The sequence below is a fragment of the Arthrobacter sp. UYCu723 genome (assembly GCF_054059215.1).
On record NZ_JBSSBW010000001.1, the window covers coordinates 4,657,962 to 4,676,612 of the forward strand.

General features: G+C 65.9%; 22 protein-coding genes and 1 pseudogene. 10 read left to right on the top strand and 13 right to left on the bottom strand.

All coding sequences use genetic code 11. The features are described 5' to 3' along the window. Positions 1 to 4: 4 nt before the first annotated feature. From ACVWZ8_RS21810 to ACVWZ8_RS21855, 10 genes are all read right to left on the bottom strand, one after another. Positions 5 to 361 (bottom strand): hypothetical protein, encoded by a 357-nt coding sequence (locus tag ACVWZ8_RS21810; RefSeq protein ID WP_456505822.1) that lies wholly within the window; start codon positions 359 to 361, stop codon positions 5 to 7. A 262-nt stretch (positions 362 to 623) separates the two neighbouring features. Beyond that, the gene (locus tag ACVWZ8_RS21815) at positions 624 to 875 is read right to left on the bottom strand and encodes a hypothetical protein (RefSeq protein WP_456505823.1); all 252 of its coding nucleotides are present in this window, start codon (positions 873 to 875) and stop codon (positions 624 to 626) included. Continuing rightward, complete coding sequence (locus ACVWZ8_RS21820; protein ID WP_456505824.1) at positions 872 to 1,423, bottom strand: hypothetical protein; 552 nt, start codon at positions 1,421 to 1,423, stop codon at positions 872 to 874. Before ACVWZ8_RS21820 ends, ACVWZ8_RS21815 begins: the two co-directional genes overlap by 4 nt. Then, complete coding sequence (locus ACVWZ8_RS21825) at positions 1,420 to 2,031, bottom strand: ERF family protein (protein ID WP_456505825.1); 612 nt, start codon at positions 2,029 to 2,031, stop codon at positions 1,420 to 1,422. Before ACVWZ8_RS21825 ends, ACVWZ8_RS21820 begins: the two co-directional genes overlap by 4 nt. Further along, positions 2,028 to 2,171 (bottom strand): hypothetical protein, encoded by a 144-nt coding sequence (locus ACVWZ8_RS21830; protein WP_456505826.1) that lies wholly within the window; start codon positions 2,169 to 2,171, stop codon positions 2,028 to 2,030. The genes ACVWZ8_RS21825 and ACVWZ8_RS21830 overlap by 4 nt, the downstream gene beginning before the upstream one ends. Next, on the bottom strand, positions 2,171 to 2,461 hold the full coding sequence (locus ACVWZ8_RS21835) for a hypothetical protein (protein ID WP_456505827.1): 291 nt from the start codon (positions 2,459 to 2,461) through the stop codon (positions 2,171 to 2,173). Before ACVWZ8_RS21835 ends, ACVWZ8_RS21830 begins: the two co-directional genes overlap by 1 nt. Then, positions 2,458 to 2,646, bottom strand: coding sequence for a hypothetical protein (locus ACVWZ8_RS21840; protein ID WP_456505828.1), 189 nt, complete (start codon positions 2,644 to 2,646; stop codon positions 2,458 to 2,460). Before ACVWZ8_RS21840 ends, ACVWZ8_RS21835 begins: the two co-directional genes overlap by 4 nt. A gap of 518 nt (positions 2,647 to 3,164) precedes the next feature. Further along, positions 3,165 to 3,365: a helix-turn-helix transcriptional regulator gene (locus tag ACVWZ8_RS21845; RefSeq protein WP_456505829.1), complete on the bottom strand. Its 201-nt coding sequence runs from the start codon at positions 3,363 to 3,365 to the stop codon at positions 3,165 to 3,167. A 17-nt stretch (positions 3,366 to 3,382) separates the two neighbouring features. Next, positions 3,383 to 3,532 (bottom strand): hypothetical protein, encoded by a 150-nt coding sequence (locus ACVWZ8_RS21850; protein ID WP_456505830.1) that lies wholly within the window; start codon positions 3,530 to 3,532, stop codon positions 3,383 to 3,385. Between the two features lie 296 nt (positions 3,533 to 3,828). Beyond that, positions 3,829 to 4,047 carry a helix-turn-helix domain-containing protein gene (locus ACVWZ8_RS21855; protein WP_456505831.1) on the bottom strand — a complete coding sequence of 73 codons (219 nt, stop codon included), beginning with the start codon at positions 4,045 to 4,047 and terminating at the stop codon, positions 3,829 to 3,831. Between the two features lie 175 nt (positions 4,048 to 4,222). Here ACVWZ8_RS21855 and ACVWZ8_RS21860 point away from each other — a divergent pair, with 175 nt between their 5' ends. From ACVWZ8_RS21860 to ACVWZ8_RS21885, 6 genes are all read left to right on the top strand, one after another. Then, the gene (locus tag ACVWZ8_RS21860) at positions 4,223 to 4,489 is read left to right on the top strand and encodes a helix-turn-helix domain-containing protein (protein WP_456505832.1); all 267 of its coding nucleotides are present in this window, start codon (positions 4,223 to 4,225) and stop codon (positions 4,487 to 4,489) included. Positions 4,490 to 4,767: 278 nt separating this feature from the next. Further along, positions 4,768 to 4,971, top strand: a complete 204-nt coding sequence (locus ACVWZ8_RS21865; RefSeq protein ID WP_456505833.1) for a DUF3263 domain-containing protein — start codon at positions 4,768 to 4,770, stop codon at positions 4,969 to 4,971. A 56-nt stretch (positions 4,972 to 5,027) separates the two neighbouring features. Then, a complete protein-coding gene (locus tag ACVWZ8_RS21870) occupies positions 5,028 to 6,137 on the top strand; it encodes a site-specific integrase (protein WP_456505834.1) in 1,110 nt (369 codons plus the stop codon). A gap of 47 nt (positions 6,138 to 6,184) precedes the next feature. After that, positions 6,185 to 6,418: a hypothetical protein gene (locus ACVWZ8_RS21875; protein ID WP_456505835.1), complete on the top strand. Its 234-nt coding sequence runs from the start codon at positions 6,185 to 6,187 to the stop codon at positions 6,416 to 6,418. Between the two features lie 482 nt (positions 6,419 to 6,900). Next, positions 6,901 to 8,526 (top strand): LysM peptidoglycan-binding domain-containing protein, encoded by a 1,626-nt coding sequence (locus ACVWZ8_RS21880; protein ID WP_456505836.1) that lies wholly within the window; start codon positions 6,901 to 6,903, stop codon positions 8,524 to 8,526. Positions 8,527 to 8,646: 120 nt separating this feature from the next. Then, positions 8,647 to 10,800, top strand: a complete 2,154-nt coding sequence (locus ACVWZ8_RS21885) for a protein kinase domain-containing protein (protein ID WP_456505837.1) — start codon at positions 8,647 to 8,649, stop codon at positions 10,798 to 10,800. Positions 10,801 to 10,880: 80 nt separating this feature from the next. On the opposite strand, the gene ACVWZ8_RS21890 is transcribed toward ACVWZ8_RS21885, so the two are convergent. Further along, a complete protein-coding gene (locus tag ACVWZ8_RS21890; RefSeq protein ID WP_456505838.1) occupies positions 10,881 to 12,287 on the bottom strand; it encodes a class II 3-deoxy-7-phosphoheptulonate synthase in 1,407 nt (468 codons plus the stop codon). 65 nt (positions 12,288 to 12,352) lie between these two features. Further along, complete coding sequence (locus ACVWZ8_RS21895) at positions 12,353 to 13,093, bottom strand: lysophospholipid acyltransferase family protein (RefSeq protein WP_456505839.1); 741 nt, start codon at positions 13,091 to 13,093, stop codon at positions 12,353 to 12,355. A 111-nt stretch (positions 13,094 to 13,204) separates the two neighbouring features. Between ACVWZ8_RS21895 and ACVWZ8_RS21900 the strand changes: the two are divergent. The 3 genes and pseudogenes from ACVWZ8_RS21900 (at position 13,205) to ACVWZ8_RS21910 (ending at position 15,425) form a co-directional block, all read left to right on the top strand. Further along, positions 13,205 to 14,039, top strand: a pseudogene (locus tag ACVWZ8_RS21900) (alpha/beta hydrolase). Beyond that, positions 14,036 to 14,839 carry an alpha/beta hydrolase gene (locus tag ACVWZ8_RS21905; RefSeq protein ID WP_426976997.1) on the top strand — a complete coding sequence of 268 codons (804 nt, stop codon included), beginning with the start codon at positions 14,036 to 14,038 and terminating at the stop codon, positions 14,837 to 14,839. The pseudogene ACVWZ8_RS21900 and the gene ACVWZ8_RS21905 overlap by 4 nt, the downstream one beginning before the upstream one ends. Further along, positions 14,832 to 15,425: a hypothetical protein gene (locus tag ACVWZ8_RS21910; protein ID WP_456505840.1), complete on the top strand. Its 594-nt coding sequence runs from the start codon at positions 14,832 to 14,834 to the stop codon at positions 15,423 to 15,425. The genes ACVWZ8_RS21905 and ACVWZ8_RS21910 overlap by 8 nt, the downstream gene beginning before the upstream one ends. A gap of 29 nt (positions 15,426 to 15,454) precedes the next feature. On the opposite strand, the gene ACVWZ8_RS21915 is transcribed toward ACVWZ8_RS21910, so the two are convergent. Then, on the bottom strand, positions 15,455 to 16,558 hold the full coding sequence (locus ACVWZ8_RS21915) for an ROK family glucokinase (protein WP_426976994.1): 1,104 nt from the start codon (positions 16,556 to 16,558) through the stop codon (positions 15,455 to 15,457). A gap of 232 nt (positions 16,559 to 16,790) precedes the next feature. On the opposite strand from ACVWZ8_RS21915, the gene ACVWZ8_RS21920 reads away from it, so the two are divergent. Further along, on the top strand, positions 16,791 to 18,611 hold the full coding sequence (locus ACVWZ8_RS21920) for an AMP-dependent synthetase/ligase (RefSeq protein ID WP_456505841.1): 1,821 nt from the start codon (positions 16,791 to 16,793) through the stop codon (positions 18,609 to 18,611). The last annotated feature ends 40 nt before the right edge of the window (positions 18,612 to 18,651 follow it).

Below are 18,651 nucleotides of genomic sequence, written 5' to 3' on the forward strand. Positions count from 1 at the left end.
TCTCCTATTCCCCGCGGCCGGCGACGTTGAACATCGCCCGGACGCTGGCTCCGATGGACTGGTATGCGCGTAGTTCGGACTCGAGCGCTTTGGCGAGCCTGTCCGCGTAACGGTAGGCCGCGTCTGCGATGTCCCTGGCTGTGCGCTCGGCCGCCGTGGCGAGCTCGGCCGCGTACTTCTTCTCGTGCGCCGGGCCCTCATGGGACATGTAGGCGGCGGCGAAAGCCTGCTCGTAGGTGTGATCGGTTTGGAGGACCGCCACGTACCTGTCGTTGCAGACGCCGGCGCTTAGTGCGATCCGGTTGCTAATGTCCCGGATCCGCTGCTCGATCGCTACCGGATTCAGCGTGTCCATGCTCATTTGCAGTCCGTCCAGTGGTCGGATGTGTGGCCGGCGGGCAGTTCACATGGGGTGCATGTGAGCCCGAACTTGATGTGCCAGTTGTTGTCGCACGCCTCGCCGCATGGCGGGAGTTCTTCATCCCGGAATACGGCAGGGTCGGATTCGTCTCCGTTGCCGTAGTCAAGGCCGCAGTCGTCGCAGTAGAACGAGTCGCCGTCGTGCGCGGTATCGTCACCGCACGCGCCGCAGGCCGGGGTCTGTATGCAGCATCGTGGGAGGCTCATACCGGCTCCGCGAGATATTCGGTCAGCCGGTCGTTCAGCCATCGGACAGCCTCCAGGTTGCTTGGTTCGCGGTGGAGTTCATCCGCTATGTAGCTGATCTGGAAGATGCCCGTGCCTTCTGCGCCTCGAAACGCTTTGGCAAATCCAGCCAGGAAATCGGCCTGCTGGTCGGCGTCCCATTCCCACACTTCGGCGCCTAGCTTCTTGTGGTTAATGGTCACGCTGTTTTCTACATGGATGGCGCTCATGCTGCGCCACCGATCTGCGGGAGAGTTTTCCCGGGTTCGATGGTGCCGAGTTCGCCGGAGCGCCACGCTTCGATGACGCGCTCCTGCCCGCCCTTCTCGTACCGGACGGTGAATGATTTGGGGGTGCCGGCGGGGATGTACTCGACGCCGGGGATCGGTTCGCCGTCCTCCGTGATGTACGTGTCCTTGGCGAGCTTGTATTCGGTGGTGATGCACTTCTCTGTGCGGTCAGCGAGCCGCAGTTCCGTCCATGCGTCGATCTGCGGGTGCTCCACCTTCTCAATGAGGTCGGGGCGGTTCGCCTGGCACCATTCCAACAATTCGGCGTCGTTGACCTTATGGCCCGGCTTCGGTTCCGCGATCGTGAACGTCGCCACCTTCTCCGCGCCCGGGATGCCGACACTGAACGACTTCGTGCCCGTTTCCTCGAACTGTGCCAGGAGGACTTCCATGAGTTCGCCGCGGCCGGCGTCCGTCTCCGTCTTCACCATGTCCGTCAGGGTCTTCATGAGTAGGAAGCGGAGGTTCTGTTCCTTCAAGGTGGTCATGGCTGTACGTTCCCTTCGACGGGGGTGGCTTCGGTGATGGCTTTCTCGAGGCGGGCCATGTATTCGGCGGGTGCGCCGGAGCGGTTGGCCCAGTTGCGGACTGCCTGCAGTTTCGTGAGGTCGCCAGCGGCGTTCAGTAGTGCTTGCTCGGCCCGGTTCGGGCCCTGGTCGGCGCGCTGCTGCGGGTGGCGTTCCTGCTCGTAGTTCTGCTCGTCCGGGTCCTTGTCGTCCGTGGGGAGAACAAACGTCTGCAGCAGGCATGTGCGGTAGGCGACGGACATCGCTTTGGCTGTTGCCTTGTCGCCCATGTCAAAGGCTTCCGCGACTACCTGCGCGGTGAACGTGTCGCCTTCGGGGCCGGTGAACGTGTAGTCAACCGTCACATCAACTGAGGTTGCCGACTTTCCCCCGGATAACTGTTTCCCGCTGGCCTCCTTCGTCACCCGGGAAGAATGGACGGTGAGGCCGTGCTTCCGCATGACCGGGGAGAGCGCGTTCACAACGGCATCGACGCCGCGGAAGTTGAAGTTCTGCTGGGTGTTGCGGCCGTCTTTACGGACGGCTCCGACGTCTTCCATGACGGCGGTGACTGCTTCGTGGACTTTCATTCGGTCCTCATGTTCTGGTAGCTGGGTGAGTCGCCGGGGTCGGTGACGAGTTCCCCGCCGTGGGGTGTGGGGTCTTCCGCTGCTTCGAGTTCGATGCGGGCGCGTCGTTCGCGTTCGATGTGCTCTTGGAGGCTGCACATCAGGCGGGCACCCAGGGTGCCGGGCGGACGCCGGGGGTGTGGGTGGTGGTCACGACTTCTACTGAGTCGTGGCTGATCTTGTTCAGGTTGTCGCACATGTCGCGGGCCTGGTACTCGGGGATGAACTGGCGCCACATGTTGCCGGTCTGCTTGAAGCGCACTCCCCAACGCACGGCCGGATCCGGGACTGCGGGCTCGGGGTGACGGGCGAGGATGCCACGCAGATGCGCGACGGTGACAATCTGGTCTGCGGCCGCGATCAGTTCGCGGAGCTCGGCGTGGAGGCTCATAGCGCCTCGTTGAAGATCATCATGCCCAGGACGTCGGCGTCGGGTTCGCGGAACACGACACGTTTCGCTGCTTCGATCTGCGCCGGCGTGGGCGGGTGAACCGAGTTCATGCGTGCGGCGGCGGCTTCGGAGTGGAAGGACATCTTCGCCGCAACCTTCGGCGGCTCGGTGTATGCAGTGCTCATCGGTTGTTCCTGTCGTGGTTGATTGCGGGGATGATCTGGAAGCCGATGATGATCGTGACTGCCAGGACGAGTACGAAAATGCCGTTCACGGCTTGGCTGCTTTCTTCGGGGCCCACGCGGTCGCCTGGGCGATCGCTTCTGCGTGGGTGTTGAATACCTTGCATTGGTGAGTGCCTAGCGTTTCTATGTCTCCGTCAAAGATGGGGAGGCGACGCTCTGCCCACCACAGTCCGCTAGCTGGGGACTGGCACACTCGGACCCGCCCCAGTGCGAGGCGGCGGTCATACAGGCGGGGGACGATGCCTCTCATGGCGTTACCCGCGCGATCTGCAACTCGGCCCATTGATTGAGCTCTTTAGGTGCATACACGGTGCGTCGGCCGACGCGAAAATACGTTGGCCCGCAATTTTTGTACCGCCAATTCTCCATCGTCCGACGCACGGTAGGGATCCCGAGGTCGGTCAGGTATTGGGCTGCGTCTTCGGTGTTCAAGAGGTCGTCCATGTTTATCCAGTCCTTCACGGGTTGCCGGCCTGTTCTGACTCGTCCAGCCATGCCTCGAGGTCGGTGTACTTGTACCGGACGGCGGTGCCGAGCTTCCGGTACGGCGGGCCCACTAATTGTGTGCGCCACTTCTCGAGCGTCTTCCGGGAGAGGGAGAGGAACTGTGCCGCCTCCACGGTGGTCATCATCTGTTCTTTGGTTACTGCGGGTGCCATATGGCACGCTCCTTCTGCTAGGTGGTGGGGGTTGGGGTGAGAAGCGCCAGCGCGTCTGTCGCCAGCTTGGTAGCTTCCCTGACGGAACGGTAATTCGCGGCGTCCTCCGGGATCCCGCCGAGTGCGGCGAGCAGATCCGATAAGAGTTGCGTTGGTGTTTTCTGCATTTGTTCCCCCCTGATTTGTTGGTTACTTCGTGCCCTGCCGGGGATCGAACCCGGTCAACCGCCAAATCGGCTCAGGGCCCCCGCCGCGCTGCCGTCCGTGCCATATGGCACGCCGTACTATGCGGCCCTGCGTCCTGGGAAAATGACGCGGCGGGGTGTGACATCCCTCATTCACCGTCCAGGCGGGTCACTATGGATGTCTTGGTTCGCGTTCACTATTGAGTTCTCAAACAACGGTCGCCTGCCCTCGCGCCGTCAAGCGTGTCCGGGTGGCTAATTCTTGCCCTGTTCGGGTCTTAGGCCAGTGCGGTGTAAACCTGGCCGGGGGTGGTGCCTAGTGCTTCGGTCAGCCGGGCGAGGTCGCCTGTGCTGATCGGTCGCTCACCTTCGAGCTTCGCGGCAACCATTCTCGGGCTGATGCCCGTGGCTGCTGCTAAGTCCTTATTGGTGAGCCCTTGCCCGTTGCGTTCGGCGGCTAAGTGGCCGGCGACTTGGGTCATCGTTGGGAAGGTCATGACATGAACAATACGTCCCACTTGGCACGATTGCAACCCACTACGCACGTTTCGCTACGAAATTACCTGTTTGTGTACTCAGTGTTGGGTTTGTACTACTTGGTACGCTGTGTGCCACTTGGGCCAGCTTGCCCACCTATTGCACGCATCGTGCGGGATATGTAAGACTGTCCGCATGCCTACAGGATCAAAAGACCAACCAGACGCCTTCACAGACGCTCTCATGACGGTGATCCGCGCCAAGATGGGAATGCTGCAGCTGAACATCGCTGACGTCGCCCGCCTGACAGAAATCCCCAGGTCCACGCTCTCCCGGATCGTCAACAGCAAGCGCCAGCCGGACTTGAACCAAGTCAGGCTCATCGCTATCGCACTGAACATGCCCATGTCTCAGCTAATGGCGAGTGCGGATGAGATCCTGGCCGGCAAGGATCCGTTCTAAACCAGGTGGCCCTAAAGTGTCAGCATGATGTCGTAGGATACGGGTACTGATCTAATCAGACTTATTAAATACCAGATAACGCTTGGGGACCCGTCACAAAATGCACATCACTCTGGCCCAATTGATCGTTGGGTTCGCATCAGCCATGACCATCCACGGATTGGCCGAGCATTTAGGCGTAACAATCCATGACGTGAGGGCCCGCATTAGGACACTCACGCCGCAAGAGGAAGCAACTATACACACGGCTTGTGAAGAAGCCGGGAAAGGCACTATCCATGCTTAGCCAGTTGGAGAAGAACATCCTCACCTATGAGGGCCAGCCGCACCGCAACGCGGCCGAGTATCGGCGCGGCGTCCGAGAGAACTTCACGGAGAACGACTCAATGTATGAGACGCTGCTGCGCTCCATCATCAGCCGGCCGGAAGCTGCAGAGTTCGCGCCCGCCGTCGTGGAGCGCCTTCGCAAGGCTCGGGCGTGACGTTGTGCGTAGCGATACGTGCCAAGTGGCAACGTTTAAGCAGATAGGCACGTTCTGTGCGCGGCCGGCCTAGCCTGCCGATCGGCTCCAAGGGCCAGGTGTGGACGCGGCGGGACGGGAAGACGCACACCGCGTACTGCTACTACCGGGACGTTGACGGGGTGACGCGGCGCGTGAAGGCGTCGGCGGCGTCGGCGCAGCGGGCCCGGGACGCGCTCGACGCAAGGCTTGACGGGCGCGCGCTCGGCACGGCCGGGGTGGTGACTGCAGACTCGACAGTGACGGAACTTGCCCAGGCATGGCAAGCAACGCTCACCACGAGCCAGAAGACCAAAGACTCCTACGCACAAGTCCTCCGGTCCCACATCATCCCCGGCATGGGTGCTCTGCGGTGCCGCGAGGTCACAGTGGGCAGGGTCGATGCGTTCCTGCAGGGGAAGAAGGACGCACCGTCCGTGGCTGTGAAGTCGCGGGTGGTCCTGTCCCTCATGTTCGCTTTGGCCGCACGGTATGACGCGGTGCAGGTGAACCCGATCCGGGAAACGAAAGTCTCCGTGGAGAAGCGCAAGGTGAAAGCCATGACGGTTGAGGAAGGCGAGAAGCTGCGGGCGCACATCGCGGAATGGGCCAAGACGGATCCGCGGCGTGCGTACTTCGCGGACATGACGGACCTGTTCATCGCCACCGGGCTCCGGCCGGGCGAGATGCTGGGGCTGCTGTGGACAGACTTCGATTTCAAGGCCCGGACACTCACCGTGACCGGGACGTTGAAGCGGGACACTGTGCAAGGCTTGCACCGGCAGGATCATCCGAAGTCGGAGGCCGGCGAACGAACTATCACGGTCCCGGACTTTGTGTGGCCGATGCTCGCCAGGCGGAAGCTCGCGGCGAAGGCTGAGATGGTGTTCCCGAACCGTTTCGGCGCATGGTTGGAGCCGTCGAACGTGACGCAGTTGTGGCGGCAGGCGTGCGGGCAGGAATGGGCTGGTGTGAAGCAGCGGGACTTCCGTACCGCCGTGGCGACGTTGATCGCCAGGGAGTCCGGCGCGGAGGCCGCGGCCGGGCAGCTTGGGCACTCGTCCGACGCCGTGACTAGGAAGCACTACATCGAAAAGCAGAAACTCACGCAGGACAACACTGCGGTTCTCGATCGCAAGACAAACTAGGAGCTCGGCATGACTGACGTGACGTGCTGCGCAACGCGACTCGGGAAGTGAATCAGTGGGCGGAGAAGTTCGCGCCGATCGCGGGCGAGGTTATGCCGGACGCCGCGGCGCTGCCCGAAGCGGACCTGCAACCGCACATCCAGCAGATCGCCACTCTATCCGCCGGCCTGGCCTACCAGACGGCGCGGGCCGAATACTTCCGGTACGCACCAGAGATTGAGTTTGACCCGGAGGGAGTGGTGCGGCTACGGGCAGAGATGCGGAAACTGAGGCCCGAATAACCGGCCCTTTTGTGGCCCCTGCCCTGTTTTTGGGCACAAAAAAAGCGGCACCCAATCAGCGTTTTCGCTGGTCAGGTGCCGCTTTTTCGTTGCCCGGCCCGGGCGGGATTGTAGAACGAGGCTTTCTACAGTACTCACGGATCAAGATTGCCATGGCGGACGCTTCTGCGCCTAGTCGAGGCTGAGCGATTACTGCGGGCACCTGTTTGGCAGTCGTTGATACCGGTGCCGGACCCTGGCGGCAGGCCCTTGCCACGCTCACGCGGATCGACATGCTTTGTTCAACGCATCCGAATCGGCATTTCCACCGACACTCCGCAAGTGTTTGTTTGCAGAATGTCCGGGGGTTCTTGTGCTAACTCCCAATTCATGAGAGATTCACATAGATCACATTTGTAACAGCAATAACTTTGGTCACACTGGTAACACCAGTAACACCGGCCTGACCCGCAGCGTTCGCCGCTGAGAAGAGGATTTTTCCCATGACGACGTCACGTTCGCCGAAGCACCAGGCGAGGCCCAGCCTGCCGATGATTGCGGCCACGACCGCCGCCCTGCCTGCCGTCGTCCTTTCCTCTTTGGCGATCGCCCAGCCGGCGTCGGCAGAAGTCCGCAGCCGCGCGATCCCGGCGACGCTGGCAGCTGCCATGCGCGCGCAGGCACAGTCGGCAACCCTGCCGGCATCCGCCATGATTCCGTCCAGCTCCGTCTCGGCGGCCATCCCCAGCTCGTTCCGCCCGGCCCAGGTGACGGCCCCCGCCGAGTACACGATCGCGCGCGGTGACACGGTCAGCGGAATCGCCGGCAAATTCGGTCTGGACACCGACGCCGTCCTGGCGCTGAACAATCTGCAGGCCAACACGATCATTTACCCCGGGCAGAGGATCAAGCTTGGCGGCAACACACCACCTGCCCCGGCACCTGCTCCGGCGGCTCAGCCGAGCACCCCGGCCTCCGCCGGCGGGTCCTACACCGTCAAGCCGGGAGACACCCTGGGCGCCATCGCGGCCCGCCACGGCGTCCAGCTCTCCGAGGTCTTCGGCTGGAACGGGCTCACCATGGGCTCCATCATCTACCCGGGCCAGAAGATCAAGGTCGGCCCCGGCACAACGGCGCCGTCCGCTGCCGATCCGGCAGCGCCGGCTCCGGTGGCACCGGCCTCGACTCCAGCGGCCCCGGCCTCCCCCGGCGGGTCCTCCACCGGAGGGTCCTACACCGTCAAGCCGGGAGACACCCTGGGCGCCATCGCAGCCCGCCACGGCGTCAAGCTCTCCGAGGTCTTCGGCTGGAACGGGCTCAACATGGGCTCCATCATCTACCCCGGCCAGAAGATCACGATCGGCTCCGGCACCACGGCGCCGTCCGCTCCCGCACCGTCCGCGCCGGCTCCGGTGACACCGGCCTCGACTCCCACGGCCCCGGCACCGGCCTCCGGTTCGTACACCATCAAGGCCGGTGACACCCTCTCCGGCATCGCGGCCAGGAACGGCGTCAAGCTGTCCGACATCCTCTCCGCCAACCGGCTGACCATGAGCACCGTGATCTACCCCGGCCAGAAGCTGGTGCTTCCGGGCGGATCGATCGCACCGGCTTCGAGCCAGCCTCCGGCCCCGGTGACGCCGCTGGTGCCGAGCACCTTCCTCGGATTCACTTACCCGGCCGCCGTGGTGAGCTCCGCCAACGAGAACAAGGCAGTCCTGAACGCTTCCCCGGTCCCGAGCCGCGAGCAGATGAAGTCGATTGTGGCCGACACAGCCCGCCGGATGGGCGTCGACGTCTCGCTGGCGTTGGCCTTTGCCCTTCAGGAATCCGGCTTCAACCACCGCTCGGTGTCCCCCGCCAACGCGATCGGCACCATGCAGGTGATCCCGTCCTCGGGCGAGTGGGCCTCGGATCTCGTGGGCCGCAAGCTCAACCTGCTGGACCCCTATGACAACGCCACCGCCGGCGTCGCCATCATCCGCCAGCTCATCCGCACCAGCAGCGACCTGGACGACGCCATTGCGGGTTATTACCAGGGCCAGTACTCGGTGAGCAAGTACGGAATGTACGAGGACACCAAGCAGTACGTTGCCTCCATCAAGGCCAACCAGCAGAACTTCGGCTAAGTCCCGGGACAGAACCGGTGGGGTGTTAAGGCGCTCCGCCAAGCCCTCGAAGGGTAACGATACGGGTCCGGATCGCATGTTGATCCGGACCCGTTTCCGTGCAGCGACTAGGATCGTAAGGTGCAGGATTACACGTCGGACCCTCTCGTTGGCACCTTGGTGGATGGCCGGTACCTGATTCAGTCCAGATTGGCCAGCGGCGGGATGTCCACGGTCTATCTGGCCATGGACCGCCGCCTCGAGCGCGGCGTCGCGCTGAAGGTGCTGCACCCCCATCTGGCCGGCGACCCCCAATTCCTGGACCGCCTCGGCCGCGAAGCCAAGGCTGCGGCCAGGCTGTCCCATCCGCACGTCGTCGGCGTCCTTGACCAGGGCGAGGACGGCCGGATCGCCTACCTCGTGATGGAGTACATCAAGGGCCATACCCTCCGGGACGTCATCACGGACAAGGGTGCGCTCGCGCCGCGCCTCGCCCTGGCACTGATCGCCCCCGTCGTGGAAGGTCTGGGGGCCGCCCACGAGGCCGGCCTCATCCACCGGGACATCAAACCCGAAAACGTGCTTATTGCCGACGACGGCCGGATCAAGGTCGGCGACTTCGGACTGGCCCGGGCCGTGTCCACCTCGACCAGCACCGGCGCGCTGATCGGAACGGTGGCCTACCTCTCCCCCGAACTGGTGCTCGGCAAGCAGGCTGACGCCCGCAGCGACATCTACTCCGTCGGCATCATGCTGTACGAGATGATCACCGGCCGGCAGCCGTTCGACGGCGAGGTTCCCATCCAGGTGGCGTACCAGCACGTCAACTCGACCGTGGGGGCACCCTCGGAGCTGGTGCCGGGCCTGGCCGACGAAATCGATGAACTGGTGCAGTGGTGCACCGCCAACGATCCCGATAAACGGCCCGTGGACGGGAACGCACTGTTGTCTGAGCTGCGCCACATCAGGACCAACCTGAGCGACGCCGAACTCGATATCCAGCCCCCGGCGGGCCGCAGCGCCCTGCCCGCGGTTGCGGCCGCACCGGCGACGCCGGCCGGCGTCGCCGCCTCCGCGGACCCCCGGCAAGATCGCTCGGAAGGTCCCCCGGAGGACTACGCTGCCCAGTCCCGGACCGAGGTGATCGGCGGGATCCAACGGCCTACCGAAGTCATCTCCCGGGGCAGCAATCCCACCACCGTGATGTCCGCGCCGCCCCGGCGCCCGTCCTACGGCCCGCTGTCCGCCCCGGAGGAGCTCCCGGACCGGGAAACGTACAGCGATGACGGTCTGAAACCCGTGGCGGCCCCCGCCGGCAAGCGTGCCCAACGAAAGCAGGACCGCGATGAGGAGAGGGCCCGCCAGCGGGCCGCGGCCACGCCCGTCCGGAGCCTGCGCGGGGGCAATGCACGACGCCGGGGGCTGCTGTGGATTGTGCTGCTGGTCATTGCAGCGTTGCTGGCCGCCGGCGCCGGCTGGTTCTTCGGCATGGGTCCCGGCGCCCCGGGGACGATTCCGGAACTGGCGAACAGGACCGTGGCGGAAGCGCAGCAGCTGCTGCGGACGGCCGGCTTCCAGTCCACCACCAAGGACGTCTACGACGACAACGTCCCGCCAGGGCTCGTCGTCGGCTCGGAACCCGAAGCCGGACAGGTCATCCGGAAGTTCCAGACCGTGTCCCTTGCCGTCTCCAAGGGGCCGGAGCTGTTCCCCCTACCGGAGCTGACCGGAAAGACCCTGGACGAGGCCAAGACGGCCCTCAACGGCACCGGGATGGCGCTGGGGCTGATCACCGAGACCTTCGACGAATCGGCAGCCGCCGGCACTGTCCTGGCCCAGGCTCCCCGCAGCAGCAATCCGGTGCGGCACGGCACCCCCGTGGACCTGACGGTGTCCAAGGGCCCCCAGCCCATCCCGGTGCCGGATGTGCGCGGCCAGGAACAGGGCGCGGCGGTCAAGGCCCTGGAAGCGGCCGGGCTGAAAGCCGTGATCTCGCCGGAAACGGTCAACGACCGGAAGATCCCGAAGGGCTCCGTCGTGGCACAGGACCCGGCCTCCGGCAACCTCACCAAGGGCGGAACCGTGAACCTCACGATCTCCAAGGGCCCCAAGCTCGTCGACGTCCCGAGCTTCGTCGGGAAGCAGGCCAAGGAAGCGCAAGAGGCCCTCGAGGAGCTCGGGTTTGAAGTCCGCGTGGAGAACATCTTTGGCGGATTCTTCGGCACGGTCCGGGAACAGGACCCGAAGAATGAGAAAGCCCCCGAGGGTTCCGTTGTCACCCTGAAGGTGGTCTGACCAGAGCCGGATCAGCAGTTAACGAGCTCCGCCCGGCTGAAACCAGCCGGGCGGAGCTTTCTGCTGCTTGAGAAGGGTCCCTAGCGCTTGGACAGGGCGCCTGCCACCAGGAAGGCCATCTCCAGCGACTGCATGTGGTTCAGGCGCGGATCGCAGACGGATTCGTAGCGGTCCAGGAAGGCTTCCTGGTCGATCGGGTCCGCCCCGCCGAGGCACTCGGCCACGTCGTCTCCGGTCATCTCCACGTGCAGTCCGCCCGGGACGGTTCCGAGGGCGTGGTGTACCTCGAAGAAGCCGCGCACCTCGTTGATGACGTCGTCGAAGTTGCGGGTCTTGTAGCCGTTGGGCGAAGTGACCGTGTTGCCGTGCATGGGATCGGTAACCCACAGGACCTGCGCGCCGGAGGCCGTGACCCGCTCCACGATTGGTGGCAGCTTCTCGCGGATATTGGACGCGCCCATCCGGGTGATGAACGTGAGGCGGCCGGGCTCGCGGTCCGGATCCAGTTTGTCGATCAGGCGCAGTGCGTCGTCGCCGCTCGTGGACGGCCCCAGCTTCACACCGATCGGGTTGCGCACCCGGGACAGGAAATCGACGTGGGCGTGGTCCAGCTCGCGGGTCCGCTCGCCGATCCAGAGGAAGTGCGCGGAGGTGTCGTAGGGGAATCCGGTGCGCGAATCGATCCGGGTGAGGGCGCGTTCGTATTCCAGCAGCAGCGCCTCGTGGCTGGCGTAGAACTCCACGCGCTTGAGCGCCTCGAAGTCAGCCCCGCAGGAGGCCATGAACTTGATCGCACGGTCGATATCCCGCGCCAGCGACTCGTAGCGGGCATGGGCCGGGTTCTCCGTGAAGCCCTTGTTCCACTGGTGCACGAGGCGCAGGTCCGCGAAACCACCCTGGGTGAAGGCACGGATCAGGTTCAGGGTCGAGGCGGAGGTGTGGTAGGCGTTGAGCATCCGGCTGGCATCGTGCGCCCGGGACTCCGGAGTGAAGTCGTAGCCGTTGACGATGTCGCCGCGGTACGCCGGCAGCGTGACGCCGTCGCGGGTCTCGTCATTGGACGAGCGCGGCTTGGCGAACTGGCCTGCCATGCGGCCCATCTTGATGACCGGCATGGCCGCGCCGTAGGTGAGAACGACAGCCATCTGGAGGATCGTGCGGACCCGGGCGCTGATCCTGTCCGCCGTCGCGGCCTCGAACGTCTCCGCGCAGTCGCCGCCCTGGAGCAGGAACGCCTTGCCCTGCGCCGCCGCTGCGAGCCGTTCCCGCAGGATGTCCACTTCGCCCGCAAAAACGAGCGGCGGAAGGACGGAGAGTTCCTTGACCGAGGCTTCGAAGACTGCCCCGTCCGACCAGCTTGGCTGCTGGGAGGCCGGCAGCTCCCGCCAGCGGTCCAGGCCGGGATAGTTGGCGGCACCACTCTGGGCAGTGCTGCTCAGGGAGGAACCGGTGAACGGGGAGGCCGAAGGCGCAGATAACTCAGTCACCTTCTTAGGATAGTTGCCTTCGCGGTGATCGACGGAGCCGCCCGTCATCGACAGGACGGGTACCGTCACACAGTTCCGGGTGTTGCCGGGTCTCCGGCGGCTCCGTCGTCGGGCTTGTCCGTTGCTTTTCCGGCCAGCCGGAGCTTGACGACGGCGGCGTACTCGTCGACGTATTCCTGGCCGGAGAGCCGCATCAGTTCGTACATGATCTCGTCGGTCACGGAACGCTGGATCAGCCGGTCATCCTCCATGCCGTAGTAGCGGCTGAAGTCGAGCGGCTCCCCGAAGATCATTCCGATGCGCCGGATGTTGGGCAGCCGCTTGCCGATCGGCTGGACCTTGTCCGTGCCGATCATGGCCACCGGAATGACCGGGACCCGGGCCTGCAGCGCCAGCCGTGCCACACCCACCTTGCCGCGGTAGAGCCGGCCGTCGGGGCTGCGCGTGCCTTCGGGATAGATCCCGAGAAGCGATCCGTTGTTAAGCACGTCCATGCCGGCGTTGAGCGACATCGCCGAGGCCGTTCCACCGGACCTGTCCATCGGCAGCTGGTTCGTCAGCCGGAAGAAGGCGGCGGTCAGCCTGCCCTTGATCCCCTTGCCCGTGAAGTACTCCGACTTCGCCAGGAACACCACGGGACGGGGCACCGTGAGCGGCATGAAGATGGAATCGGAGAAGGAGAGGTGGTTCGAGGCCAGGATGGCGGCGCCCCCGGCGGGAACATGGTCCAGACCCTTGACCCAGGGCCGGAACAGCAGCTTCAGCACCGGCCCGAGAACGAACGTCTTCATGAACCAATAGAACACTGGGTGTACCTCTCCGGAAGGCGTCTGGCCGGCCCTCCGTCGGGTCCGGCCAGGGCTTCAATGACACCCTACTCTAGTGAGTTTTGTGCCGAACAGTGACACGATGGGCACATGACCGGAAGCAGCACTCCCGTGGCGCCGGCAGCGTTCAGTTACCACGGCCACGGCGGCAACGCGGGCATCGGGGTGGCGATCTGCCACGGCTTCACCGGCAGCCCCCTGAGCGTCCTTCCCTGGGCCGAGTACCTCGCCGCCCGAGGCTTCGCCGTGTCCGTACCGCTGCTGCCCGGCCACGGCACCGACTGGCGCGACCTCGCCCGCCATGGCTGGCAGGAGTGGTACACGGCTTTCGAGGCCGCGTACCTGGAACTGGCCGCGGGAACCCGCGGCTGCTTCGTCGCCGGGCTCTCCATGGGCGGGACGATTGCCCTGCGCACCGCCGCCCGGCACAACGCCGCCCGGCACAACCTAGCCGGGGTCGCCGTCGTGAACCCGGGCTTGAGCTTCTACGACCGCCGGGTGCGGTACATCGGCCTGCTGAAGTATGTCCAGCGCACCACCGTGCCGGTCCAGGAACAGAACCCGACCGCGTCGCCCACCGAGGACGGCGACTACTCGCTGACCCCGCTGGCGGCGGTCCATCAACTGAGCCGGCTGTTCAAGGCCACGGTCCGGGACCTTTCCGGCGTCGAGGCGCCGGCGCTCGTCTTCAAGTCGGACACCGACGTCGTGGTCCCGCCGTCCTCCCTGGAGCTGCTGCGGAACCGCCTGGGCTCCCGCGAGCTGGACGTGGTGCCGCTGCGGGACAGCGGGTCACGTGGCCACGCTCGACGTCGAGGCGCCCCTGATTTTCGAGCGATCCGCCCGTTTTTTCCTGCAGCACGCACCGGCACCGGCCGTGCCGAAAGCCCCGTCGTCGACCACAACAGCCCTGGAGACCCCATGAGCATGAGCCCCGATCACACGCCGTTCAGCAGCCCGTTCACGGGTACCGGCCCCCGGACCGGCGTCGTGGTGTCCCATGGCTTCACCGGCAGCCCTCACGGCGTCCGGGACTGGGCAAGGTCGCTCGCGGACGCCGGTTACGCCGTGCGGATGCCGCTTCTGCCCGGCCACGGCACCAGCTGGCAGGAGCTGGCCCGGACACGCTGGCAGGACTGGCACATGGCCCTGGACGCCGCCTACCTCGAACTCGCGGACGAATGCGAACACGTCGTCGTGGCCGGCCTGTCCATGGGCGGGGCACTCGCGCTCCGGATCGCCGCCACCCGTCCCGTGGCCGGCGTCGTTGTCGTGAACCCGGGCCTCGTCATCGATGACCGCCGCGCCCCGCTGGCGGGCATCCTCAAACTCGTGCTCAAGAGCACCCCGGCCATCGCCAATGACACCCTCAAGGAAGGCATCGATGAGGGCGCCTATCCCAGGACGCCGGTCGCGGCGGCGCACGAGCTGAACAAGATGTTCAAAGACACGGTGCGCCTGTTGCCGCGGATCACGGCTCCGGTCCGCGTGTACCGCTCCGCAGTGGACCATGTGGTCTCCGATTCGAGCATGCTCGCCCTGCGCCGCGGGCTGACCCATGCCCCGCTGGAGGTGATCCGGCTGGAAAACAGCTACCACGTGGCTACCATGGACAACGACGCGCCTGAGATCTTCCGCGGCTCGGCCGAGTTCATCCGCACGGTGGTAGCCGCGGGTACTCAGGACGCCGCCAACGCTAGCCGGAAGGACACGGCAGATGACTAGACCGGACCCCGACTCTCCTGACCCTGATTCATCGGATTCTCGCGCCAACCAGGACGACGCCGTCTGGCTGGACCTGGTGGCCAGGCTGGAGGCCGACTCCAGCCCGGCAGACCCGAAGGACAAAGCGACCGGCGGCCCGGCCGAGGGATCCGCTCCGGCCAGGCCGTTCAGCGACTTCGACCCGCTGCGCCTCGCCGGCGCCCCGCCGGTCGAACTCTCCGCCCGGGAACGGCTTGCCCTCCCCCCGGAAGCCCCGCGCGCGGGTTCCCCGGGTTCCGCGGGCGGGGGTGCTGCCGCGGGTGATGCAGCGCCTCTTGCCGGGCCCCGGGACTACGAGGCCGAGGACGACGGAGCATTTGTGCCGGAGGATCCGCCCAGCCTGGCGGGGGCTGACCCGCTGACGGTCCTTGCCTGGCTTGGCGCGGTGGGCGGGCCGATTGCGCTCGTGATGTCCGCCATGTTCTGGCGCTCCGCGCCGCTGACGGCAATCCTGGGCATGGTCGCGGCCTTTGCGGCGTCAGTGGTCTTCCTGATCATGAAGCTTCCAGGCGAGAAGGACGAGCACGACGACGGCGCCCGCGTCTAGGCCTGTTCCCTTCCGGTGGCAGCTTCCCGCTAGCTGTGCATCCGGCTGCTGACCCGGGACAGGTCGGCGGCACCGATCAGTCCGGCGTTGGGACCGAGTGCCGCGAGTTCAATCCGCGCCGCCGGCCGGAACCCGCGTCCGGTCAGGTTTCTGGCGAAGGCCTTCCGCGCCGGCGCGACGAGCAGTTCGCCGGCGTCGCAGAGACCGCCGCCAATGACGAACGCTCCCGGGTCCAGCGCGGCGGCCAGATTGGCCAGTCCCAGCCCGAGCCACTCGCCGACGTCCTCGATGAGCTCGCGCGAAGTGGGATCCCCGGCCTCGGCCAGTTCGGTGACGATCACCCCGGTGATGCCTTCGACGTGGCCGTCGACGGCCTTGAGCAGCTCCTGGGCCACGGGGGAATTCGCGGCCGCCAGCTCGCGGGCCTCCCGGCCGAGCGCATTGCCGGAGGCATACTGCTCCCAGCAGCCGCGGTTGCCGCATTCGCAGCGGTGGCCGCCCGGCATGATGATCTGGTGCCCGAATTCCCCGGCCACGCCGAAGCGGCCCCGCTCCACCCGTCCGTCCATCACCATGGTGCCGCCGATGCCGGTGCCCAGCGTGATGCAGACCAGCCGGTTCTCCCCCCGGCCGGCCCCGAAGCGCCACTCGGCCCAGCCGGCCGCGTCGGCGTCGTTGGTCAGCAGCACGGGACGGCGCAGAAGCCGCTGCAGATTGTCCCTTAGCGGTTCGTTGCGCCAAGCCAGATGCGGACTGAACAGCACCGTCCCGCCGTCGAGGTCCATCCAGCCGGCGGCGCCGATACCGACAGACCAGATGCGGTGCCCCTGGCCCAGTTCTTCGACGAGTTCCACGATGACCTGTTCCACCGCCCGGGGGTCATTGCCCGGTGTGGAGCGCTTGGCCTGGCTCAGGATCCGCCCCTCGGCGTCCACGACGCCCGCCGCCACCTTGGTGCCCCCGATGTCGACGCCGATCGCCAGGCCCTTGCGCCCCAGCCTCAGGTGCTCCCGCAGGCCCTGCCCCGCGGCTGGGGCACCGCCGCCGGCGCCTGCTCCACCGTGCATCCTGCGCCGCCACGCGGCCGTCCGGCGGTAGGGGGCTGGCTGCGGGCCGGGCGTCGGTGTGTGCATGGTTCCTTATTCTATTCATCGGACCGCCCGGTTCCCCGGAGGCCGGCTCCCCCGGGGAGCCAGCGGCGGCCCCCGGTTGGCGCCGGCCGCGCCCCCGGGTTGGCGCGGCAGCAGCCTTAACCATAGAGTTACCCGCCAGTAGGTGTTGTGGAACACACTCGATGCGGACCACACACTAGTCTTAGCTGTACCCTCTACCCCTTGCGGGTCTATGGATATCAAAGGAGCTATCGTGCGAGAAGTCAGTGTCCCGCCCCAGGTGTTCGTCCCCCCGGAATCGAACGTCACGGACCTGGTGTTGCGCCAGGCCGCCAAGGCGTCAAACCCCGCCCTGTTCTCGCGCCTCGACGCGGCGGGCCAGTGGCAGGACGTCCGGGCCACCGATTTCCTGGCCGACGCGTCGCTGCTCGCCAAGGGCCTGATGGCGAGCGGAGTTACCGCTGGCGACCGGGTCGGCATCATGTCCCGCACGCGGTACGAATGGGCCCTCATTGATTTCGCGATCTGGTTCGCCGGCGCCGTCTCCGTTCCCATCTACGAGACGTCCTCCCCCTCCCAGGTCGCCTGGAACCTTGGCGACTCGGGAGCCGTGGCCGCCTTCGGCGAATCGGCCCACCATGAGGACGTCATCCGGCAGGCCGCAGCGTCGGAAGGCCTGACCGCGCTGGCGCACGTCTGGCAGCTTGAGGGCAACGGCCTGGACGAGGTCCGCGCCGCCGGCGCCGGGATCAGCGACGAGGAGCTGGAGGCGCGGCGCAGCAAGGCGTCCCTGTTGGACATCGCCACGATCATCTACACCTCCGGCACCACCGGCCGCCCCAAGGGCTGCGAGCTGACCCACGGCAACTTCGTGGAGCTCTCCGAAAATGTGCTGGCCACCTCACTGGGCAACGTCGTCCACGAAAATGCCAAGACCATCATGTTCCTGCCGCTGGCGCACGTCTTCGCCCGCTTCATCTCGGTGCTCGCCGTGGCGGCCGGCGTGACCGTGGCGCACACGCCCGACATCAAGAACCTGCTGCCGGACCTGCAGAGCTACCGGCCCACCTTCATCCTCGCGGTACCGCGGGTCTTCGAGAAGGTCTACAACTCGGCCCTGACCAAGGCCGAGGACGGCGGCAAGGGGGCCATCTTCCACCGGGCCGCGGACACCGCTATCGCCTACTCGCGGGCCCGGCAGGCCGGCAAGGTAGGCCTCGGGCTCAGGCTCAAGCACAAGGTGTTCGACAAACTCGTCTACAGCAAGCTCCGCGCCGCGATGGGCGGACAGGTGGCGCACGCCGTTTCCGGCGGCGGTCCGCTGGGCGAACGGCTCGGGCACTTCTTCCAGGGCATCGGAATGCAGATCCTGGAGGGCTATGGGCTGACCGAAACGACGGCGCCCGTCACCGTCAATACCCCGGAGTTGATCAAGATCGGCACCGTCGGCGCCCCGATTCCCGGCAACGCCGTCAGAATTGCCGACGACGGCGAGATCCTCGCCAAGGGCGTCTGCGTCATGCACGGCTACTACCAGCGCGAGGATCTCTCCGGGGACGCCTTTGAAGACGGCTGGCTGCGCACCGGTGACATCGGTCAGCTCGACGAGCAGGGGTTCCTGACCATCACGGGGCGCAAGAAGGAAATCATTGTCACGGCCGGCGGCAAGAACGTGGTGCCTGCCCTGCTGGAGGACCAGATCCGCGCCGACGCACTCGTCTCGCAGGTGCTCGTGGTCGGTGACAACCGCCCGTTCATCGGCGCCCTCGTCACCCTCGATGAGGAGGCCTTGCCGGGCTGGCTGCACCGCCACGGACTGCCGGTCTCGACGACTCTCAACGAGGCGACCGGAAACGCGGCCATCAAAGCGGCAGTGCAGGAGCTCATCAACCACGCCAACCAGTCGGTGTCGCAGGCGGAGGCCATCAAGTCCTTCCGGATTGTGCCGGCCGACTTCACCGAGGCATCGGGACACCTGACCCCGTCCATGAAGGTCAAGCGCGCCCAGGTCATGAAGGACTTCGAGGACGTGATCGAGGATATGTACAGCGCCCAGCGTCCCACCCACGCCTGAGCCTCATCGGTTCCACAGCATCATCGGTTCCACAGCAACG